Source organism: Kitasatospora sp. NPDC051853, from assembly GCF_044452665.1.
In the GTDB taxonomy this organism is placed as follows: Bacteria; Actinomycetota; Actinomycetes; order Streptomycetales; family Streptomycetaceae; genus Kitasatospora.
This window is the reverse complement of record NZ_JBITBY010000006.1, coordinates 1-15,730: the sequence shown is the minus strand read 5'-3', so window position 1 is coordinate 15,730 and position 15,730 is coordinate 1. Positions and strand designations below refer to the sequence as shown.

The 15,730-nt window shown below is 73.6% G+C and carries 17 protein-coding genes; 9 read left to right on the top strand and 8 right to left on the bottom strand.

Annotated features, from left to right (window positions below; translation table 11 throughout):
- Positions 1–22 precede the first annotated feature (22 nt).
- The 7 genes from cysC (at position 23) to ACIA8O_RS18075 (ending at position 6,824) form a co-directional block, all read left to right on the top strand.
- Entirely contained in the window at positions 23–604 is a 582-nt protein-coding gene (cysC, locus tag ACIA8O_RS18105) for an adenylyl-sulfate kinase (protein ID WP_396295323.1), read from the top strand.
- Positions 601–1,536, top strand: a complete 936-nt coding sequence (gene cysD, locus ACIA8O_RS18100) for a sulfate adenylyltransferase subunit CysD (RefSeq protein WP_396294857.1) — start codon at positions 601–603, stop codon at positions 1,534–1,536. Before cysC ends, cysD begins: the two co-directional genes overlap by 4 nt.
- Before the next feature lies 1 nt (position 1,537).
- On the top strand, positions 1,538–2,857 hold the full coding sequence (locus tag ACIA8O_RS18095) for a sulfate adenylyltransferase subunit 1 (RefSeq protein WP_396294856.1): 1,320 nt from the start codon (positions 1,538–1,540) through the stop codon (positions 2,855–2,857).
- 223 nt (positions 2,858–3,080) lie between these two features.
- Positions 3,081–4,214 carry an aliphatic sulfonate ABC transporter substrate-binding protein gene (locus ACIA8O_RS18090; RefSeq protein WP_396295322.1) on the top strand — a complete coding sequence of 378 codons (1,134 nt, stop codon included), beginning with the start codon at positions 3,081–3,083 and terminating at the stop codon, positions 4,212–4,214.
- Positions 4,215–4,350: 136 nt separating this feature from the next.
- The gene (locus tag ACIA8O_RS18085) at positions 4,351–5,154 is read left to right on the top strand and encodes an ABC transporter ATP-binding protein (protein WP_396294855.1); all 804 of its coding nucleotides are present in this window, start codon (positions 4,351–4,353) and stop codon (positions 5,152–5,154) included.
- Positions 5,141–6,043: an ABC transporter permease gene (locus ACIA8O_RS18080; RefSeq protein WP_396294854.1), complete on the top strand. Its 903-nt coding sequence runs from the start codon at positions 5,141–5,143 to the stop codon at positions 6,041–6,043. Before ACIA8O_RS18085 ends, ACIA8O_RS18080 begins: the two co-directional genes overlap by 14 nt.
- Before the next feature lie 10 nt (positions 6,044–6,053).
- Positions 6,054–6,824: a sirohydrochlorin chelatase gene (locus ACIA8O_RS18075; protein WP_396294853.1), complete on the top strand. Its 771-nt coding sequence runs from the start codon at positions 6,054–6,056 to the stop codon at positions 6,822–6,824.
- A gap of 11 nt (positions 6,825–6,835) precedes the next feature.
- On the opposite strand, the gene ACIA8O_RS18070 is transcribed toward ACIA8O_RS18075, so the two are convergent.
- Positions 6,836–7,993 (bottom strand): S8 family peptidase, encoded by a 1,158-nt coding sequence (locus ACIA8O_RS18070; protein WP_396294852.1) that lies wholly within the window; start codon positions 7,991–7,993, stop codon positions 6,836–6,838.
- 193 nt (positions 7,994–8,186) lie between these two features.
- Between ACIA8O_RS18070 and ACIA8O_RS18065 the strand changes: the two genes are divergently transcribed.
- Positions 8,187–8,960 carry an ATP-grasp domain-containing protein gene (locus ACIA8O_RS18065; protein ID WP_396294851.1) on the top strand — a complete coding sequence of 258 codons (774 nt, stop codon included), beginning with the start codon at positions 8,187–8,189 and terminating at the stop codon, positions 8,958–8,960.
- On the opposite strand, the gene ACIA8O_RS18060 is transcribed toward ACIA8O_RS18065, so the two are convergent.
- Both ACIA8O_RS18060 and ACIA8O_RS18055 read right to left on the bottom strand, forming a co-directional pair.
- On the bottom strand, positions 8,957–9,349 hold the full coding sequence (locus ACIA8O_RS18060; RefSeq protein WP_396294850.1) for a hypothetical protein: 393 nt from the start codon (positions 9,347–9,349) through the stop codon (positions 8,957–8,959). The genes ACIA8O_RS18065 and ACIA8O_RS18060 overlap by 4 nt on opposite strands.
- Positions 9,350–9,351: 2 nt before the next feature.
- On the bottom strand, positions 9,352–10,356 hold the full coding sequence (locus ACIA8O_RS18055; protein WP_396294849.1) for a hypothetical protein: 1,005 nt from the start codon (positions 10,354–10,356) through the stop codon (positions 9,352–9,354).
- Between the two features lie 122 nt (positions 10,357–10,478).
- Here ACIA8O_RS18055 and ACIA8O_RS18050 point away from each other — a divergent pair, with 122 nt between their 5' ends.
- A complete protein-coding gene (locus tag ACIA8O_RS18050; protein WP_396294848.1) occupies positions 10,479–11,303 on the top strand; it encodes a helix-turn-helix domain-containing protein in 825 nt (274 codons plus the stop codon).
- 7 nt (positions 11,304–11,310) lie between these two features.
- On the opposite strand, the gene ACIA8O_RS18045 is transcribed toward ACIA8O_RS18050, so the two are convergent.
- The 5 genes from ACIA8O_RS18045 to ACIA8O_RS18025 form a co-directional block, all read right to left on the bottom strand.
- Positions 11,311–11,910: a hypothetical protein gene (locus ACIA8O_RS18045; RefSeq protein WP_396294847.1), complete on the bottom strand. Its 600-nt coding sequence runs from the start codon at positions 11,908–11,910 to the stop codon at positions 11,311–11,313.
- A gap of 36 nt (positions 11,911–11,946) precedes the next feature.
- Complete coding sequence (locus tag ACIA8O_RS18040; protein ID WP_396294845.1) at positions 11,947–12,843, bottom strand: WXG100 family type VII secretion target; 897 nt, start codon at positions 12,841–12,843, stop codon at positions 11,947–11,949.
- Positions 12,843–13,166, bottom strand: a complete 324-nt coding sequence (locus tag ACIA8O_RS18035) for a hypothetical protein (protein ID WP_396294844.1) — start codon at positions 13,164–13,166, stop codon at positions 12,843–12,845. The genes ACIA8O_RS18040 and ACIA8O_RS18035 overlap by 1 nt, the downstream gene beginning before the upstream one ends.
- Positions 13,167–13,342: 176 nt before the next feature.
- Entirely contained in the window at positions 13,343–15,022 is a 1,680-nt protein-coding gene (locus tag ACIA8O_RS18030; RefSeq protein WP_396294842.1) for a DEAD/DEAH box helicase, read from the bottom strand.
- Positions 15,023–15,196: 174 nt separating this feature from the next.
- Positions 15,197–15,403 (bottom strand): cold-shock protein, encoded by a 207-nt coding sequence (locus ACIA8O_RS18025; protein WP_345284203.1) that lies wholly within the window; start codon positions 15,401–15,403, stop codon positions 15,197–15,199.
- Between the last annotated feature and the right edge of the window lie 327 nt (positions 15,404–15,730).

Genomic DNA, 15,730 nt, shown 5'->3' with positions numbered 1-15,730 from the left:
ACCCGTGAGCACAGTCCACACCCTGGCCGCCGACGGAGCCGCAGAGGCGGCCCCGCAGGCCGCCCCCTGCGAGCGCGGCGCCACGGTGTGGCTGACCGGGCTCCCGAGCGCCGGCAAGACCACGCTGGCCTTCGCGCTGGCCGAGCGGCTGCGCGCCGAGGGCCACCGGGTCGAGGTCCTCGACGGTGACGAGATCCGTGAGTTCCTGTCCAAGGGGCTGGGGTTCAGCAAGGAGGACCGGCACACCAACGTGGCGCGGATCGGCTTCGTCGCCGAGAAGCTCGCCCGCAACGGCGTGAAGGTCCTGGCCCCGGTGATCGCCCCCTACGCCGACTCCCGGGCCGCGGTCCGCGAGCGCCACTCGGAGCTCGGCACCGAGTTCCTGGAGGTGCACGTGGCCACTCCGGTGGAGCTGTGCTCCGAGCGGGACGTCAAGGGTCTGTACGCCAAGCAGGCGGCCGGTGAGATCTCCGGCCTGACCGGTGTGGACGACCCCTACGAGGCCCCGGAGAACCCGGAGTTGAGGCTCCAGACGCAGGGCCGCCTGGTGGCGGAGTCCGCCGCCGAGCTGTACGCCTTCCTGACCGAGAGGGGCCTGGCATGACCACCGCGACGCACACCACGCCGCTGACCGAGTCGCCGTTCGCGCTGTCGCACCTGGACGCGCTGGAGGCGGAGTCGGTGCACATCTTCCGCGAGGTGGCGGGTGAGTTCGAGCGGCCGGTGATCCTGTTCTCCGGCGGCAAGGACTCCATCGTCATGCTGCACCTGGCGCTCAAGGCCTTCGCCCCCGCGCCGGTGCCGTTCGCGCTGCTGCACGTGGACACCGGCCACAACTTCCCCGAGGTCATCGAGTACCGCGACCGCACGGCCGCCAAGCACAACCTGCGGCTGTACGTGGCGAACGTGCAGGACTTCATCGACGACGGCCGGCTGCGCGAGCGCCCCGACGGCACCCGCAACCCGCTGCAGACCGTCCCGCTGCTGGACGCCATCGAGTCCCACAAGTTCGACGCCGTCTTCGGCGGCGGCCGCCGCGACGAGGAGAAGGCCCGCGCCAAGGAGCGCGTCTTCTCCCTGCGCGACGAGTTCGGCGCCTGGGACCCGCGCCGCCAGCGCCCCGAGCTGTGGTCGCTCTACAACGGCCGCCACGCGGCCGGCGAGCACGTGCGCGTCTTCCCGCTCTCCAACTGGACCGAGCTGGACGTCTGGCAGTACATCGAGCGCGAGAAGATCGAGCTCCCGGGCATCTACTACGCCCACCAGCGCGAGGTCTTCAAGCGCGACGGCATGTGGCTGACCGCCGGCGAGTGGGGCGGCCCCAAGGAGACCGAGCAGGTGGAGACCCGCCTGATCCGCTACCGCACCGTGGGCGACATGTCCTGCACCGGCGCGGTCGACTCCGACGCCGCCACCAACGCGGACATCATCACCGAGATCGCCGCCAGCCGCCTCACCGAGCGCGGCGCCACCCGCGCCGACGACAAGCTCTCCGAGGCCGCGATGGAAGACCGCAAGCGCGAAGGGTACTTCTAAGATGAGCACCACCCAGGAAGCAACCGCCACCTCGCTGCTGCGCTTCGCCACCGCCGGCTCCGTCGACGACGGCAAGTCCACCCTGGTCGGCCGTCTGCTGCACGACTCCAAGTCGGTGCTGGCCGACCAGCTGGAGGCCGTCGAGCGCGCCTCCCTCAGCCGTGGTCAGGAGGCGCCGGACCTGGCGCTGCTGACGGACGGTCTGCGGGCCGAGCGCGAGCAGGGCATCACCATCGACGTGGCGTACCGCTACTTCGCCACCGCCCGGCGCCGCTTCATCCTCGCCGACACCCCCGGCCACGTGCAGTACACCCGCAACATGGTCACCGGCGCCTCCACCGCCGAGCTGGCCGTGGTGCTGGTCGACGCCCGCAACGGCGTGGTCGAGCAGACCCGCCGCCACGCGGCCGTCGCCGCCCTGCTGCGCGTGCCGCACGTGGTGCTGGCGGTCAACAAGATGGACCTGGTCGAGTACGCCGAGCCCGTCTTCGCCGCCATCGCCGAGGAGTTCACCGCCTACGCGGCCTCCCTCGGGGTCACCGACATCGTCGCGATCCCGATCTCCGCGCTGGCCGGTGACAACGTGGTCGAGCCGTCCGCGCACATGGACTGGTACGGTGGCCCGACCCTGCTGGAGCACCTGGAGAACGTGCCGGTCGGCACCGACCCCAGCGACGAGCCGGCCCGCTTCCCGGTCCAGTACGTGATCCGTCCGCAGACCGCCGAGCACCCCGACTACCGCGGCTACGCGGGCCAGTTGGCCTCGGGCGTGCTGCGGGTCGGCGACAGCGTCACCGTGCTGCCGGCCGGGCGCACCACCACCGTCACCGGGATCGACGCCCTCGGCACCGAGACCGACATCGCCTGGGCCCCCCAGTCGGTGACGGTCCGTCTGGCCGACGACATCGACATCTCCCGCGGCGACCTGATCGCGGCCGGCCCGACCCCCGTCCCCACCAAGGACGTCGAGGCCACCGTCTGCCACCTGAACGAGCGCCCGCTGACCGTCGGCGCCAAGGTCCTGCTCAAGCACACCACCCGCACGGTGCGCGCCCTGGTCAAGGACATCACCTACCGCATCGACATCGACAGCCTCGAACAGCGCTCCGGCGCCCAGGGGTTGGAGGTCAACGAGATCGGGCACGTGGTCCTGCGGACGGCCGAGCCGCTCGCGCTCGACCCCTACACCGACAACCGCCGCACCGGGTCCTTCCTCCTGATCGACCCGGCCGACGGCACCACCCTCACCGCCGGCATGGCGGGCGAGGCCTTCGAGACCACACCCACCGCACAGGAACCCGACGAGGAGGACTGGGTCTGATGCCCAGCGAGGCGTTCTCGGGCATGGACAAGGAAGGCGGCCGCATCGGCAGCGGCGTCCTCGGCAGTGGCCAGGGCGGGCTGACGCGATGTGCAGGCGGACAGGGGCTCTGAGCCCCTGTCACCGGGGCGGCCGCTTCCCACAGCGGCGGTCGCTCCGGATCCGCAGGCACCCACGCCCGACTTTCTTTCTTTCTTCCATGAACTTCTCCGAGGACGAAGCGATGACCGCGCAGCACCACGGCTCCACCCGGATCAGACGCACCGCCGCCGCCACCGTGGCCGGCCTGACCGCGATCGGCCTGCTCTCCGCCTGCGGCTACGGCGCCAAGAGCGAGGACAAGACCTCCGCCGCCGCCCCGGCCGCCGCCTCCGCCGCCGGTGGCGCCAAGCTCTCGGCCGACACGGTGAAGATCGGTTACTTCGCCAACCTGACCCACGGCACCCCGCTGGTCGGCCTCAAGGAGGGCCTGTTCCAGAAGGAGCTGGGCTCCACCCAGATCAAGACCCAGATCTTCAACGCCGGCCCCGCCGAGATCGAGGCCCTCAACGCCGGCTCGATCGACATCGGCTGGATCGGCCCCTCCCCCGCCATCAACGGCTACACCAAGTCCAACGGCGAGGCCCTGAAGATCATCGGCGGCTCGGCCTCCGGCGGCGTCCGACTGGTCGTCAACCCCGACAAGATCAAGTCGGTCGACGACCTCAAGGGCAAGAAGATCGCCACCCCGCAGATCGGCAACACCCAGGACGTCGCCCTGCTCTCCTTCCTGAACAGCAAGGGCTGGAAGGTCGACGCCAACTCCGGTGCGGGCGACGTCAACGTGGTCCGCTCGGACAACAAGGTCACCCCCGACGCCTACAAGTCCGGCTCCATCGACGGCGCCTGGGTCCCCGAGCCCACCGCCTCCAAGCTGGTCACCCTGGGCGCCAAGGAACTCCTCAACGAGAAGTCCCTGTGGCCGGACAACAAGTTCGTGATCACCAACATCATCGTCTCGCAGAAGTTCCTCAAGGAGCACCCGGACGTGGTCGAGGCCGTGCTGCGCGGCTCGGTGAACACCAACGCCTACATCAAGGCCAACCCGGACAAGGCCAAGGCCGCCGCCAACGCGGCCATCAAGGAGGCCGCCGGCAACGCACTGGAGGCCGCCATCCTCGACCCGGCCTGGGCGGACATCGACTTCATCGACGACCCGCTGGCCTCCACCCTGCAGAAGGAGGCCGACAACGCGGTGACCGCCGGTCTCCTCAAGAAGCCCAACCTGGCGGGGATCTACGACCTGACCCTGCTGAACAAGGTGCTCAAGGAGAAGAGCCAGGCCGCCGTCGCGGACGCCGGGCTCGGCACCAAGTAAGCAGCGCCAGCAAGCTCCGAGGTCCGTGCCCCCGCCCAGCCCGGTCGATGCCCAGTCAACGGGCCGGGCGGGGCCGGACCCCGGCTCCCACTCCCTTCGCCAGCCGCCAGACCAGTCACCCAGGAGGTGCCCGGAGATGACCACGGCACTGACCACCTCGAAGAGCGCGCAGAGCGCCGAGGTCCCGATCGGCGCCCCCGCCGTACGGATCTCGCACGTCCACAAGTCCTTCGGCCGCCCGGGCGCGGCCACCCACGTGCTGGACGACATCACCCTCGACGTCGCCCCGGGTGAGTTCGTCACCCTGCTCGGCGCCTCGGGCTGCGGTAAGTCCACCCTGCTCAACCTGGTGGCCGGGCTCGACAAGCCCACCGCCGGGAACATCGAACTCGCCGGCGGCCGCCCGGCGTTGATGTTCCAGGAGCACGCGCTCTTCCCCTGGCTGACGGCCGGCAAGAACATCGAGCTCGCCCTGCGCCTGGGCGGCACCCCCAAGGCCGAGCGCCGCGCCGAGGCCGAGCGCCTGCTGGAGCTGGTCCGCCTGCACGGCGCGTACGGCAAGCGCGTCCACGAGCTCTCGGGCGGCATGCGCCAGCGCGTCGCCCTGGCCCGGGCGCTGGCCCAGGGCAGCGACGTGCTGCTGATGGACGAGCCCTTCGCCGCGCTCGACGCCATCACCCGCGACGTGCTGCACGACGAGCTCACCCGCATCTGGGCCGAGCGCAAGCTGACCGTGCTGTTCGTCACCCACAACGTGCGCGAGGCCGTCCGCCTCGCCCAGCGGGTCGTCCTGCTCTCCTCGCGCCCCGGCCGGGTCGCCAAGGAGTGGCGCATCGACCTGCCCCAGCCCCGCCGCATCGAGTCCGCCGGCGTGGCCGACCTGTCCATCGAAATCACCGACGAGCTGCGTGGGGAGATCCGCCGCCATGGCCAGCACTGAGACCACCCCCCTCCTCGACAAGAGCCAGGGCCCCAGCAGCGCCGACGTCGGCGCCGGCCTGGACGCCCTCGACGCCGTCGTCACCACCCGCACCCCGCTGCTGGTGACCCTGCGTCAGAAGGCCCTGCCCCCGGTCATCGCCATCGCCCTGGTGCTGGCCGTCTGGCAGGCCGCCTTCAGCCTGGAGCTCACCGACAGCTACAAGCTCCCCAGCCCCGGCATGGTCTGGGACGCCCTCGCCGACCTCTGGGGCCAGGGCACCCTGTTCAGCATCATCTGGACCAGCCTGTGGCGCGGCCTGTCCGGCTTCGTCGCCGCCGTGATCATCGGCACCCCGATCGGCCTGCTGGTCGCCCAGCTCAAGCCGGTGCGCGCCGCGATCGGCCCGATCCTGTCCGGCCTGCAGTCGCTGCCCTCGGTCGCCTGGGTGCCCGCCGCCGTCATCTGGCTCGGCGTCAACAACTCCACCATGTACGCCGTCATCCTGCTCGGCGCCGTCCCCTCGGTGGCCAACGGCCTGGTGGCCGGCATCGACCAGGTGCCGCCGATCCTGCTGCGGGCCGGCCGCACCATGGGCGCCAGCGGCCTGGTCCAGGCCCGCCACATCCTGCTCCCCGGTGCCCTCCCCGGCTACCTGGCCGGCCTCAAGCAGGGCTGGGCCTTCTCCTGGCGCTCCCTGATGGCCGCCGAACTCATCGCCGCCTCCCCCGAGTTGGGCATCGGCCTCGGCCGCTACCTGGAGAACCAGCGCGAGTTCGCCGACATGTCCGGCGTGCTGCTCGGCATCATCCTCATCCTGATCGTCGGCGTCGCCATCGACCTGCTCTTCTTCAGCCCCCTGGAGCGCCGCGTCCTGCGCAACCGCGGCCTCCTGCACGGCGCCCGGTAAGGCCCGCGCGATGTTCCCGCACCACGGCCGTCCGCCCGCGCCCCGCCACCCCGGCGGCGGCGCGGGCGGCCCCGCCCTGCTGCTCATCGCCCACGGCAGCCGGGACCCCCGGCACGCCGCCACGGTCGACGCGCTCACCCACCAGGTCCGGTCACTGCGCCCGGACCTGGAGATCACCACCGCCTACCTGGACCACTGCGCCCCCCGGCTCGGCCGGGTCGCGCCCCGCCTGCGGGACGCCATCGCCGTCCCGCTGCTGCTCAACCGGGCCTTCCACGCCCGCAGCGACATCCCCGCCGCCCTCCGCGAGGCCGGGGCCACCCTCCCGGTCGCCGGAGTGCTCGGCCCCTCCCCGCTGCTGCTCGCCGCGCTGGACCGCCGCCTCACCGAGGCCGGGCTCGACCTCGCCGACGCCCCGCGCACCGGCCTGGTGCTCGCCGCCGCCGGCTCCTCCGACCAGGCCGCCAACGCCGCCACCCGCGCCGTCGCCGACGAGTACCGCCGCACCCGCGGCTTCGCCGCCGTCGAGGTCGCCCACGCCTCCGCCGTCCCGCCCCACCCGGCCGACGCCGTCGCCGCCCTGCGCGCCCGCGGCCTGCGCCGCCTCGCCGTCGCGCCCTACCTGCTGGCCCCCGGCCTGCTCCCCGACCGGATCGCCGAGGCCGCCCGCACCGCCGGCGTCGACCTGGTCGCCCCGGTCCTCGGCGCCGCCCCGGAGATCGCCGAGCTGCTCCTGCACCGCTACGACCAGGCCCGCCGCACCGCCCGGCTCGCCGCCTGACGGCGGGCCCGCTACAGCCCGGCCGTGTAGGCCAGCAGGTTCGGCGAGGTCGAGCTGACGGTGAGCGCGTCCGGGGTGGCCCACTCGGCGAGCCGCCGCTTGATCTCCGCGGGGGTCGCCCGGGGCTCGGCCTGCTTGAGCAGCACCGCGATGCCGGTCACGTGCGGGCCGGCCATCGAGGTCCCGCTCATGGTGGCGGAGCCGCCGCCGAGCCCGGCCGAGACGATCCCGACCCCGGGCGCGAACATCGCCAGGCAGGGGCCGTGGTTGCTGAAGCCCGCCTGCCGGTCCTCGATGTCGGTCGCCCCGACGGTGAGTGCCAGCCTGGCCCCGGCCGGCGAGACGCCGCAGGCGTCCTCGTGGCTGTTCCCCGCCGCGAGCACCGGCAGGACGCCCCAGGCCGCGAGCGAGTTCACCGCGGCGTCGACGACGGCCGAGTGCGGTCCCCCGAGCGAACCGTTCAGCACCGCCGGCTGCACCGCGTCCTGCGCGACCCAGTCGACGCCCGCCAGGAAGCCCGACCAGGTACCGAAGCCGTCGCACCCCAGCACCCGCACCGAGACCAGCGTGCTCCCCCGCGCGACCCCGTGCTCGGAGCCGCCGACGGTCCCCGCGACGTGCGTGCCGTGCCCGTGGCAGTCCTGCCCGTTCCGCCCGTCACCGACGGCGTCGAACCCGCGGAACGCCCGCCCGCGGAACTCCTCGTGCGCGAAGTCGATCCCGCTGTCCAGCACGTAGGCCGTGACGCCCGCCCCGGTGTGTGCCACCTCGAAGCGGCCGGTCAGCGGCAGGGCACGCTGGTTGATCCGGCTCAGCCCCCAGGACGAGGCCGACCCCCGGGGCCGCGCGGCCCCCTCGACGGCGACCACCCCGTCCTGCTCGATCGCCAGCACCCCGGGCACCCGGCGCAGCACCTCCACCTGACGCGGGCTCAGCACCGCCGCGAAACCGTGCGCCACCTTCCCGTAGGTGAACCGCGGCGAGATCCCGAGCCGGCCCGCCAGCTCCCGGGGTTCGACCCGGTGCTTGAGCGTGACGATGTACTGGTCCGGCACTGCCCCGGCCGACAGCGCGACCGGCACCGGCGAGGAAGCGGCGGCGGCCGGGGCGCCGGTGAGCGCGGCGCACAGGAGCAGGGCTGCTGACACGGCGCGCGCGAAGCGACGCATGCGGCTCTCCGTTCCGAGGACGGGGCTGACAGGACGACGGCCCGGCCACCGGGCCGGGCCGCCCATCTGATGATTCGTCCACACCGGAGCCCGCCCTGAACAAGACCATCCGATCGGACCATCACCGCGGCCGCCGTCCTCCCTCGGAGAATCGGCTGGTCAGGACCGCCGACGATCCGTCAGCATGGGCCGCATGACGCTCCTCCTGCTCGCGCCCCGGATCAACGAGACGGGTCTGCAACTGCTGACCCGGGCTCGCTTCCGCGGGCTCACCGCCCACACCGCCACCCGCTGGGAGGCCCCGGAGTGGCTCGCCGAGCTGAGGCCCGCGCACCTGTACGGCGGGCCCCTGTTCGCCGACGTCGTCGCCGGGGTGCTCGGCGTCGCGCCACTGGAGCCGCCGGACGACTGGCTGACCACGCTGCCGCGCGAGCTGCTGGGCCGTCAGGTGACGGTCACCACCCTCGCCGAGGCGCGCGGGCTGCGCCGCCCCGCCTTCCTCAAGCCGCCCAACGACAAGCTCTTCGCGGCCCGGGTCCACCCGGACGGCAGCGGCCTGCCCGGCCCGGACGCCCTGGACGACGACACCCCGGTCCTGGTCAGCGACGTGGTCACGTTCGCCACCGAGTACCGGCTGTTCGTGCTCGACGGCACCGTCCGCGCCGCGAGCCGCTACGCGGTCGGCGGCGACCTGGCGGTCTCCCCGGAGGTGCCGCCCGCCGCCCTGGCCTTCGCCGCCGAGGTGCTCGCCACCGGCGGCCTGCCGAGCGCGGCCGTGGTGGACGTCGGACAGCTCGCCGACGGCAGCTGGGCCGTGGTCGAGGCCAACCCGGCCTGGGCCAGCGGCGGTTACGCCTGCGACCCGGACGCCGTCCTGGACGTGGTGCTCCGCGCCGCCGGCCCGGCGGAGTCCCTCACCCCGGCCGACCGGCGGTACGTCCGCCCCCTCCCCGAGGTGGTCCGCTAGTCCGGCAGCGCCCAGCGCAGCGCCGCCGCCGAGGCCCCCGCCGCGTCCAGGTCCCGGCGGGCCCGGCGCGGGCCGACCGCCCCGGCCAGGACGGCGACCAGCCAGCGCGGCGAGTTGGGGTCGTGGTCGGCCGCCACCGCCCGCAGCACCGCCGGGTAGTGGTCCAGCACCAGCTGCCGGGGCCCGGCCTCCAGCGTGCGGAACACCACCTGCCGCTTGTGGCCCACCCGGTGGTACTGCGGGTAGAGCGGCTGGCGGGCGGCCAGGGCCTCGACGCGCGGGTCGGCGGGTTCGTCCCAGGCCAGGCCGAGTGCGGTCAGCAGCTCGTCCAGGCACCGTTCCTGCTCGTCGAGGCCCTGCTCGTCGAGGCGCCGCGCGTCGAGTTCCATGGTCACAGCCTACGCAGGGTGAACCGGTCGTCCGTGGTGCCGCCGAACAGCAGGTCCATCCGGCCGGACAGCGTCCAGACGGAGCCGTGCGGCCCGGCGACCACCGCCGTCGGGGCCGGGTCGGCGGACGGACGGGCCGTCAGGACGGCGGTGCGCCAGCCGTCGGTGGAGCGGATGTCCACCAGGGTGTCGGCCCCGGCGCCGCCCAGGGTGTTGGTGACGCCCAGCAGGCGGCCGCCGGAGGCGCGGTACAGGCCGTCCAGGCCGATCGCCGTCGGGCCGGCCAGCCGGACCTGCCGGAAGTCCTCCGGCCGGTCGACCGGCACCCGCCACAGGGTGCCGTCGTCGTACTTGGCGATCAGCAGCGTCCGGCCGTGCCGCACGATGCCGTTCAGCCCGAAGCCGCCGACCGGCGCGGCCAGCCGCTGGTCCCGCAGGATCACCGAGGCCCGGCCGTCCGGCCGCACCCGGTACAGCACGGGGGCGAAGGAGTCGGTCACGTACGCCTCGCCGTCCGGGCCCAGCACCAGGTCGTTGGCGAAGTGCCGCCCGCCGTCGGCGGCCACCGCCGCCAGGTCGGTGTAGAACAGCCGCCGCCCGGTCTCCAGGTCGTACGCCCCGATGCCCGCGACCACCTTGCCCGCCTCGTGGCGCAGGCCGAAGCCGGGGTCGGCGTTGGCGACCAGCACCCGGTTGCGGGCCCGGTCGACCTGGATGCCGATCACCGAGACCAGCACGGCCGGGTCGTCCACCAGGGTGCGCACCGAGCCGTCGGGGCGGACGGCGGAGACGGTGCCGTGCCGGATCGAGCCGACCAGGAAGCGGCCGTGCCCGGCGTCCCAGACGGCGTCCTCGGGGTGCAGGCTGTCGGCGTGGCCGGCCAGCACGGACGCGGAGGCGACCGCCCCCGGGCGGGGCCGGGCGGCGACGGCCGGGGCCACCGCTCCTCCCAGCAGGGCGGCGGCCACCACGGCCACGGCGGCGGCACGGATCGGACGGTTCGTCATCTCGGTACTCCTTCACCAGCGGTACTGCGTCCTTGCGATGCCTCCACCCTCCCGCCCCGTGCGAAGGCGCAGCAGTGCCTGGTGATACTGGTAGTCCGGCTACCAGGACCAGGGGGAACCACATGGCCGTCAAGGAACTGCGGCGCGACGAGCGGCGCACCGAGCTGTCCGACTTCCTGCGCACCCGCCGGGCCCGGCTGACCCCCGAGCAGGTCGGCCTCGCCCCGGGCGTGCGCCGCCGCACCCCGGGCCTGCGCCGCGAGGAGCTGGCGCTGCTCGCCGGGGTCGGGGTGACCTGGTACACCTGGCTGGAGCAGGGGCGGCGGATCAACCCCTCCGCCGAGGTGCTGGGCAGCCTGGCCCGCACCCTGCGGCTGGACCGCGCGGAGACCGACTACCTCTTCCGGCTGGCCACCGACCCGTCGGCCGCCGACCGGGACCCCGCACCCGCCGAACTCCCCATCCCACTGGCCCGGTTGACCACCGCGCAGTCCCCGGCCCCGGCCTTCCTGATGGACGCCGACTGGCAGGTGCGGGCCTGGAACCCGGAGGCCGACGCGCTGTTCGCCTTCTCCCGGCACTCCCCCGCCGACCGCAACCTGGCCTGGCTGGCCTTCGCCCACCGCCCCAACCGCGACCGCACCGTGGACTGGGAGCAGCACGCCCGCCGCCTGATCGCCCAGCTGCGCGCCACCGCCGGCGACCGCCCCGCACTGGCCGCCACCCTGGACCGCCTGCGCACCCACTTCCCGGAGGCCGCCCGCTGGCTGGACGAGCACCAGATCAGCGAACGCGCGGGCACCGCCAAGGACTTGGCCCACGAGACGCTCGGCCTGCTCCGGATCGACCAGCTGGTGCTCCAGGCCCCGGACGGCTTCCAGCTGGTGGTCTTCTCCCCGCGCGACGAGGAGACCACCGGGCGCCTGCGCGGTCTCGCCGGGGCCTGACGCCCGCTCAGCCGTGGAACGCCGCCACCAACGGATCGGCGTTGCGCGGCAGATCGGCCGTCACCCCGGCCCAGGAGCCGTCCGCGAAGAGCAGGTCGATCCGCCCGCGCTGGATGACGCCGGTGGCGTTGCGCCGCAACTCCCGCACCTCGTGGCGCGGGACGGCCCAGTGCAGCGCGTACTCCTCGCTGAACAGCTGCCAGAGCGCCGAGCGGTCCACCGCCACCGCCACCCGCCGGTCGGTGACCGCCAGCAGGCCGCTGGTGTGGCCGCCGTCGGTGTGCAGCCGGATCACGAACCGGCCGGCCGCGCTCTCCCAGCCGCCGCCCATCCCGGTGCCGTGGAAGACCGAGTCGGGCACCGCCCCCACCATCCGGTCCTCCACCGCGCCGACCGCGCTGGAGAGCGGGTTGACGGCCGTGTAGGCACGACGGAGCAGACCGAACGGCTTGGCCAGCCGCTCCTCCACCGCACTCGGCCGGGCCGGGGCCAGGTACTGCTCGGGCGGGCGGGGGATGCCGGGCACCAAGGTCACCCGGGCCGCCTCGATCAGCTGCTCGCCCGGCTCCAGCAGCGGCTGCACCGCCGCCCGTACGCTCTCCAGCATCAGCCCCGTCCTCCCCGCACCCTGCCCGCCCGGCCGTCAGCCGAAGGCCTGGTCGAAGCGCCGCTTGCGCTCCTCGGGGCTCAACTCTACGGTCGGGGGCAGGTTCTGCGGGTTGATCCGCTTGTCCACCTCGTCCGCTCCGAAGATCAGGCCCTGCTCGATCGCGGTCTGCCCCGCCTCGCCCACCGGGTCGCCGGTGAGGCCGACCGCGCCGAGTGCGGTCTTGCCGACGATCTTGACCACCTTCTTCGCCGCGTACGCCTGGAGCATCGCCGGGTCCCGCCAGGTGGAGGGCCGCAGCACGCTGGCGCGCGGACCGGCCGAGATCTCCTTGAGCTTCTGCATGGCCTTCGCGACCTTCTGCAGCGCGGTCGCCAACTTCCGTACCAGCATGGCGATCCGGGCGCTGGCGATGGCCCCCTCGGCCGCGGCGGCGGCCGCCTCGGCGGCCAGCGAGACGCCGGCCGTGACCACGCTGAACGCGGCCGCCGCGGCCAGGCTGATGATGGCCCACTCGATCAGCTCGCGGATGACCGTCTCGACCATCTCCTGGGCGACCCGGCACTGTTCGGCCGCCTCCTCCAGCTGGAAGGCGGTGTTCTCCATGTCGTCCGCCTCCTCCTCCAGCCCCCGCTCGAAGGTCTCGAGCTCCTGCTGGAAGCGGTCGGCGGCCTCGCCGGCCCAGTCGTGCCGCAGCGCGGCCCGGTCCCGGCGCTGGTCGGCGATCACCTCGCGGAGCGCCTCGGCCTGCTCCTTCCAGAGCTTGGACGCCTCCAGCAGCCCCTCCGGGTCGCCGGTGACGAACTCCAGCATCTCCGCGAGCGGTTCGACGATCGGCCGCATGATCTCGTCGATCACGCTGCCGAGCGGGCTCATCCAGTCACTGACCTTGGCGTAGGCGTTGGCCGCCTGCGAAGCCGGTCCGCCGCTCATCAGCCCGTCCCCCCGGCCATCGTGGTCAGCTCGTCGGAGAGCCCCTGCTCGATGCCGTCGTACGTGCGGGCCAGGCCCTGCGCGTACTCGTTCAGCCGCTCCATGGACTCGGCGGCGGCACCGACGTTCTCGATCGCCGCCTCGCTGCGCTCCTGGTAGTCCCGGGTGATCTCGTCCGACTCCGGCAGCTTGCCGAACGCGTCGGCGGGCAGCTGCTGCGCCCCCAGCCGGCCACGGATCTCCCGCAGCCTGGCCGCCCGTTCCTCGGAGGTCCGGCCGAATCGCCGTATCGCCTCCGGATCGACCTGGTACCCACCCGACATGTCAGGCTTCCTTCCCCCGTGCCCCGTCGTCAGCCGCCATCATGCGGCGGCCGCGAACCTAGCACACCCCCGAACGGCCGTTCCGATCCGTCCCGGTGGCGGAACGCGCGCGGAAACGCCGCAGGGGCGGCGGACCGGGATGGTCCACCGCCCCTGCGGGAAGCGCGGGTTGACGCTCAGTCGGACTTGCGGCGCTGGCGGCCGGTGCCGTAGTTCGAGCCGCTCTTGGAGCCGGAGCCCGGCTTGCGGCCGGCGGACTTGCCGATGAAGCCGGCCGCGGTGCGGCCGCCGCCCGTGCCACCGGAGCCGGAACCGGAACCGCCGGCGCCGATCCGCTGCTTGGGACGGGGACGGCGGGCGTTGCCGTTCATGTCGACGTCGGTGGGCAGGCCGGAGCGCTTGGGGGCGCGGCGGCGCGGCTGGGCCGGGGCGGCGGACTCGGCGGCCGGGGCGGCCACCACCGGCGGGGCCAGGGTGACGGCGACGCCGCTCGGGGTGCGGGCACCGGTGATCTTGGCCAGCTCGGCGTCACCGGGGCGCACCTTGGTGACGGTCGGCCGGATGCCGGCCGTGGTCATCAGGCGGCTGACCTCGCGGCGCTGCTCGGGCAGCACCAGGGTGACCACGGTGCCGGACTCGCCGGCCCGGGCGGTGCGGCCGCCGCGGTGCAGGTAGTCCTTGTGGTCGATCGGCGGGTCCACGTTGACGACCAGGTCCAGGCCGTCGATGTGGATGCCGCGGGCCGCCACGTTGGTGGCGATCAGCGCGGTGACGTGGCCGTCGCGGAACTGGTCCAGCACCCGGTTGCGCTGGGGCTGCGACTTGCCGCCGTGCAGCGCGGCCGCCCGGACGCCGCTGGCCAGCAGCTGCTTGGCGAGACGGTCGGCGCCGTGCTTGGTGTGCACGAACATGATCAGGCGCCCCTCGCGGGAGGCGATGTGCGCGGCGGCGGAGACCTTGTCGGTCGCCTCCAGCTGGAGCACGTGGTGGTCCATGGTGGTGACGGCGCCGGCCGACGGGTCCACGGAGTGGGTGACCGGGTCGGTGAGGAAGCGCTGCACCAGGCGGTCGACGTTGCGGTCCAGGGTGGCGGAGAACAGCATCCGCTGCCCGCCCTCGGCGACCTGCTCCAGCAGCTTGGTGACCTGCGGCAGGAAGCCCATGTCGGCCATCTGGTCGGCCTCGTCGAGCACGGTGATCTGCACGTCGCCCAGCTGCACGTCCTGACGGTTGATCAGGTCGTCCAGGCGGCCGGGGGTGGCGACCAGCACCTCGGCCCCACGGCGCACCGCGTTGGCCTGACGGTTGATCGACATGCCGCCGACCACGGTGGCGATCCGCAGGTTCACGGCGGTGGCGTAGGGGGTGAGCGCGTCGGTGACCTGCTGGGCCAGCTCACGGGTGGGCACCAGCACCAGGGCCAGCGGGCTGCGCGCGGAGGCGCGCTTGCCGGCGGTGCGGGCCAGCAGCGACAGGCCGAAGGCCAGCGTCTTGCCGGAGCCGGTGCGGCCGCGGCCGAGCACGTCGCGCCCGGCCAGCGAGTCGGGCAGGGTGGCCGACTGGATCGGGAAGGGCTCGGTCACGCCCTGCTGGCCGAGCGCCGAGAGCAGGCCCTTGGGCATCTCCAGCTCGGCGAAGGTGGCGGCCGGCGGCCGGGCCGGGGTGCCCTCGACCACGGTGAAGTCGGCGGGGGCCTGCGGTGCGGTGCGGGCACGCGGGGCACGACGGGCGCCGCCGCCGGACTGCTGGCCGCGTCCGCCCTGCGGACCACGGCCACCGGTGCGGGGCTGCTGGGTGCGGTCGGTGGACTGCTGCGTACCGCGGCGGGCGCGCGGCGGGCGTGCGGGGGTGCTCATACGGGGTGGTACTCCGTCCTGGACGTCCGACGGCCACCGGCGGGCACGTGGGTGCGCGCGTGGCGGTCGGCCTGGTGGTCGGCCGTCAGGAAGGTGGTGCCGCCCCGGCCGTTCGGCGGCATGAGCGAGGGCCCGCACCGAGCGGTGCGGGCCCTCGCTACGCGTGGATCAGCTTCAGCCGATGACGCGGATGTTCTCGGCCTGCGGGCCCTTCTGGCCCTGGGTCACGTCGAACTCGACCTGCTGGCCCTCGACGAGCTCACGGAAGCCGTTGGCCTGGATGTTCGAGTAGTGGGCGAACACGTCCGGGCCGCCACCCTGCTGCTCGATGAAGCCGAAGCCCTTTTCGCTGTTGAACCACTTCACGGTGCCGGTAGCCATAACCGTCTCCTCTAAAACTGGGGCAAGGAACCCACACCTCGTAGGCTCCAAGTAGCCGCGATCCCCATCCGGAGACAAAACACCGGACAAAACAAATGCGCCTGTTGGTTGGTACCAGCAGGCGCACACATACGTTCATGGGAACCAAAACTGCAACTGCTTCGACTGTAGCACGGGTGGGGCCGAGAAGATCAGAGATTTTTTCGGTGACCTACTCCGTTCACCTGCGACGGGGGGGGGGGGGGGGGGGGGGGGGGGGGGCGCCCCCCCCCCCCGGGGGGGGGGGGGGGCCCCGCCCGCCCCCGGGGGCCCCCCCCGCGGGGGCGG

What these genes read in the sequence shown, in the direction of transcription:
- ACIA8O_RS18025 (WP_345284203.1), bottom strand. Translation starts at nt 15,403, where the DNA reads ATGGCTACCGGCACCGTGAAGTGGTTCAACAGCGAAAAGGGCTTCGGC.
- ACIA8O_RS18065 (WP_396294851.1), top strand. Translation starts at nt 8,187, where the DNA reads ATGACGCTCCTCCTGCTCGCGCCCCGGATCAACGAGACGGGTCTGCAA.
- ACIA8O_RS18040 (WP_396294845.1), bottom strand. Translation starts at nt 12,843, where the DNA reads ATGAGCGGCGGACCGGCTTCGCAGGCGGCCAACGCCTACGCCAAGGTC.
- ACIA8O_RS18080 (WP_396294854.1), top strand. Translation starts at nt 5,141, where the DNA reads ATGGCCAGCACTGAGACCACCCCCCTCCTCGACAAGAGCCAGGGCCCC.
- ACIA8O_RS18045 (WP_396294847.1), bottom strand. Translation starts at nt 11,910, where the DNA reads ATGCTGGAGAGCGTACGGGCGGCGGTGCAGCCGCTGCTGGAGCCGGGC.
- ACIA8O_RS18055 (WP_396294849.1), bottom strand. Translation starts at nt 10,356, where the DNA reads ATGACGAACCGTCCGATCCGTGCCGCCGCCGTGGCCGTGGTGGCCGCC.
- ACIA8O_RS18030 (WP_396294842.1), bottom strand. Translation starts at nt 15,022, where the DNA reads ATGAGCACCCCCGCACGCCCGCCGCGCGCCCGCCGCGGTACGCAGCAG.
- ACIA8O_RS18050 (WP_396294848.1), top strand. Translation starts at nt 10,479, where the DNA reads ATGGCCGTCAAGGAACTGCGGCGCGACGAGCGGCGCACCGAGCTGTCC.
- ACIA8O_RS18075 (WP_396294853.1), top strand. Translation starts at nt 6,054, where the DNA reads ATGTTCCCGCACCACGGCCGTCCGCCCGCGCCCCGCCACCCCGGCGGC.
- ACIA8O_RS18085 (WP_396294855.1), top strand. Translation starts at nt 4,351, where the DNA reads ATGACCACGGCACTGACCACCTCGAAGAGCGCGCAGAGCGCCGAGGTC.
- ACIA8O_RS18095 (WP_396294856.1), top strand. Translation starts at nt 1,538, where the DNA reads ATGAGCACCACCCAGGAAGCAACCGCCACCTCGCTGCTGCGCTTCGCC.
- ACIA8O_RS18060 (WP_396294850.1), bottom strand. Translation starts at nt 9,349, where the DNA reads ATGGAACTCGACGCGCGGCGCCTCGACGAGCAGGGCCTCGACGAGCAG.
- ACIA8O_RS18035 (WP_396294844.1), bottom strand. Translation starts at nt 13,166, where the DNA reads ATGTCGGGTGGGTACCAGGTCGATCCGGAGGCGATACGGCGATTCGGC.
- cysD (WP_396294857.1), top strand. Translation starts at nt 601, where the DNA reads ATGACCACCGCGACGCACACCACGCCGCTGACCGAGTCGCCGTTCGCG.
- ACIA8O_RS18070 (WP_396294852.1), bottom strand. Translation starts at nt 7,993, where the DNA reads ATGCGTCGCTTCGCGCGCGCCGTGTCAGCAGCCCTGCTCCTGTGCGCC.
- ACIA8O_RS18090 (WP_396295322.1), top strand. Translation starts at nt 3,081, where the DNA reads ATGACCGCGCAGCACCACGGCTCCACCCGGATCAGACGCACCGCCGCC.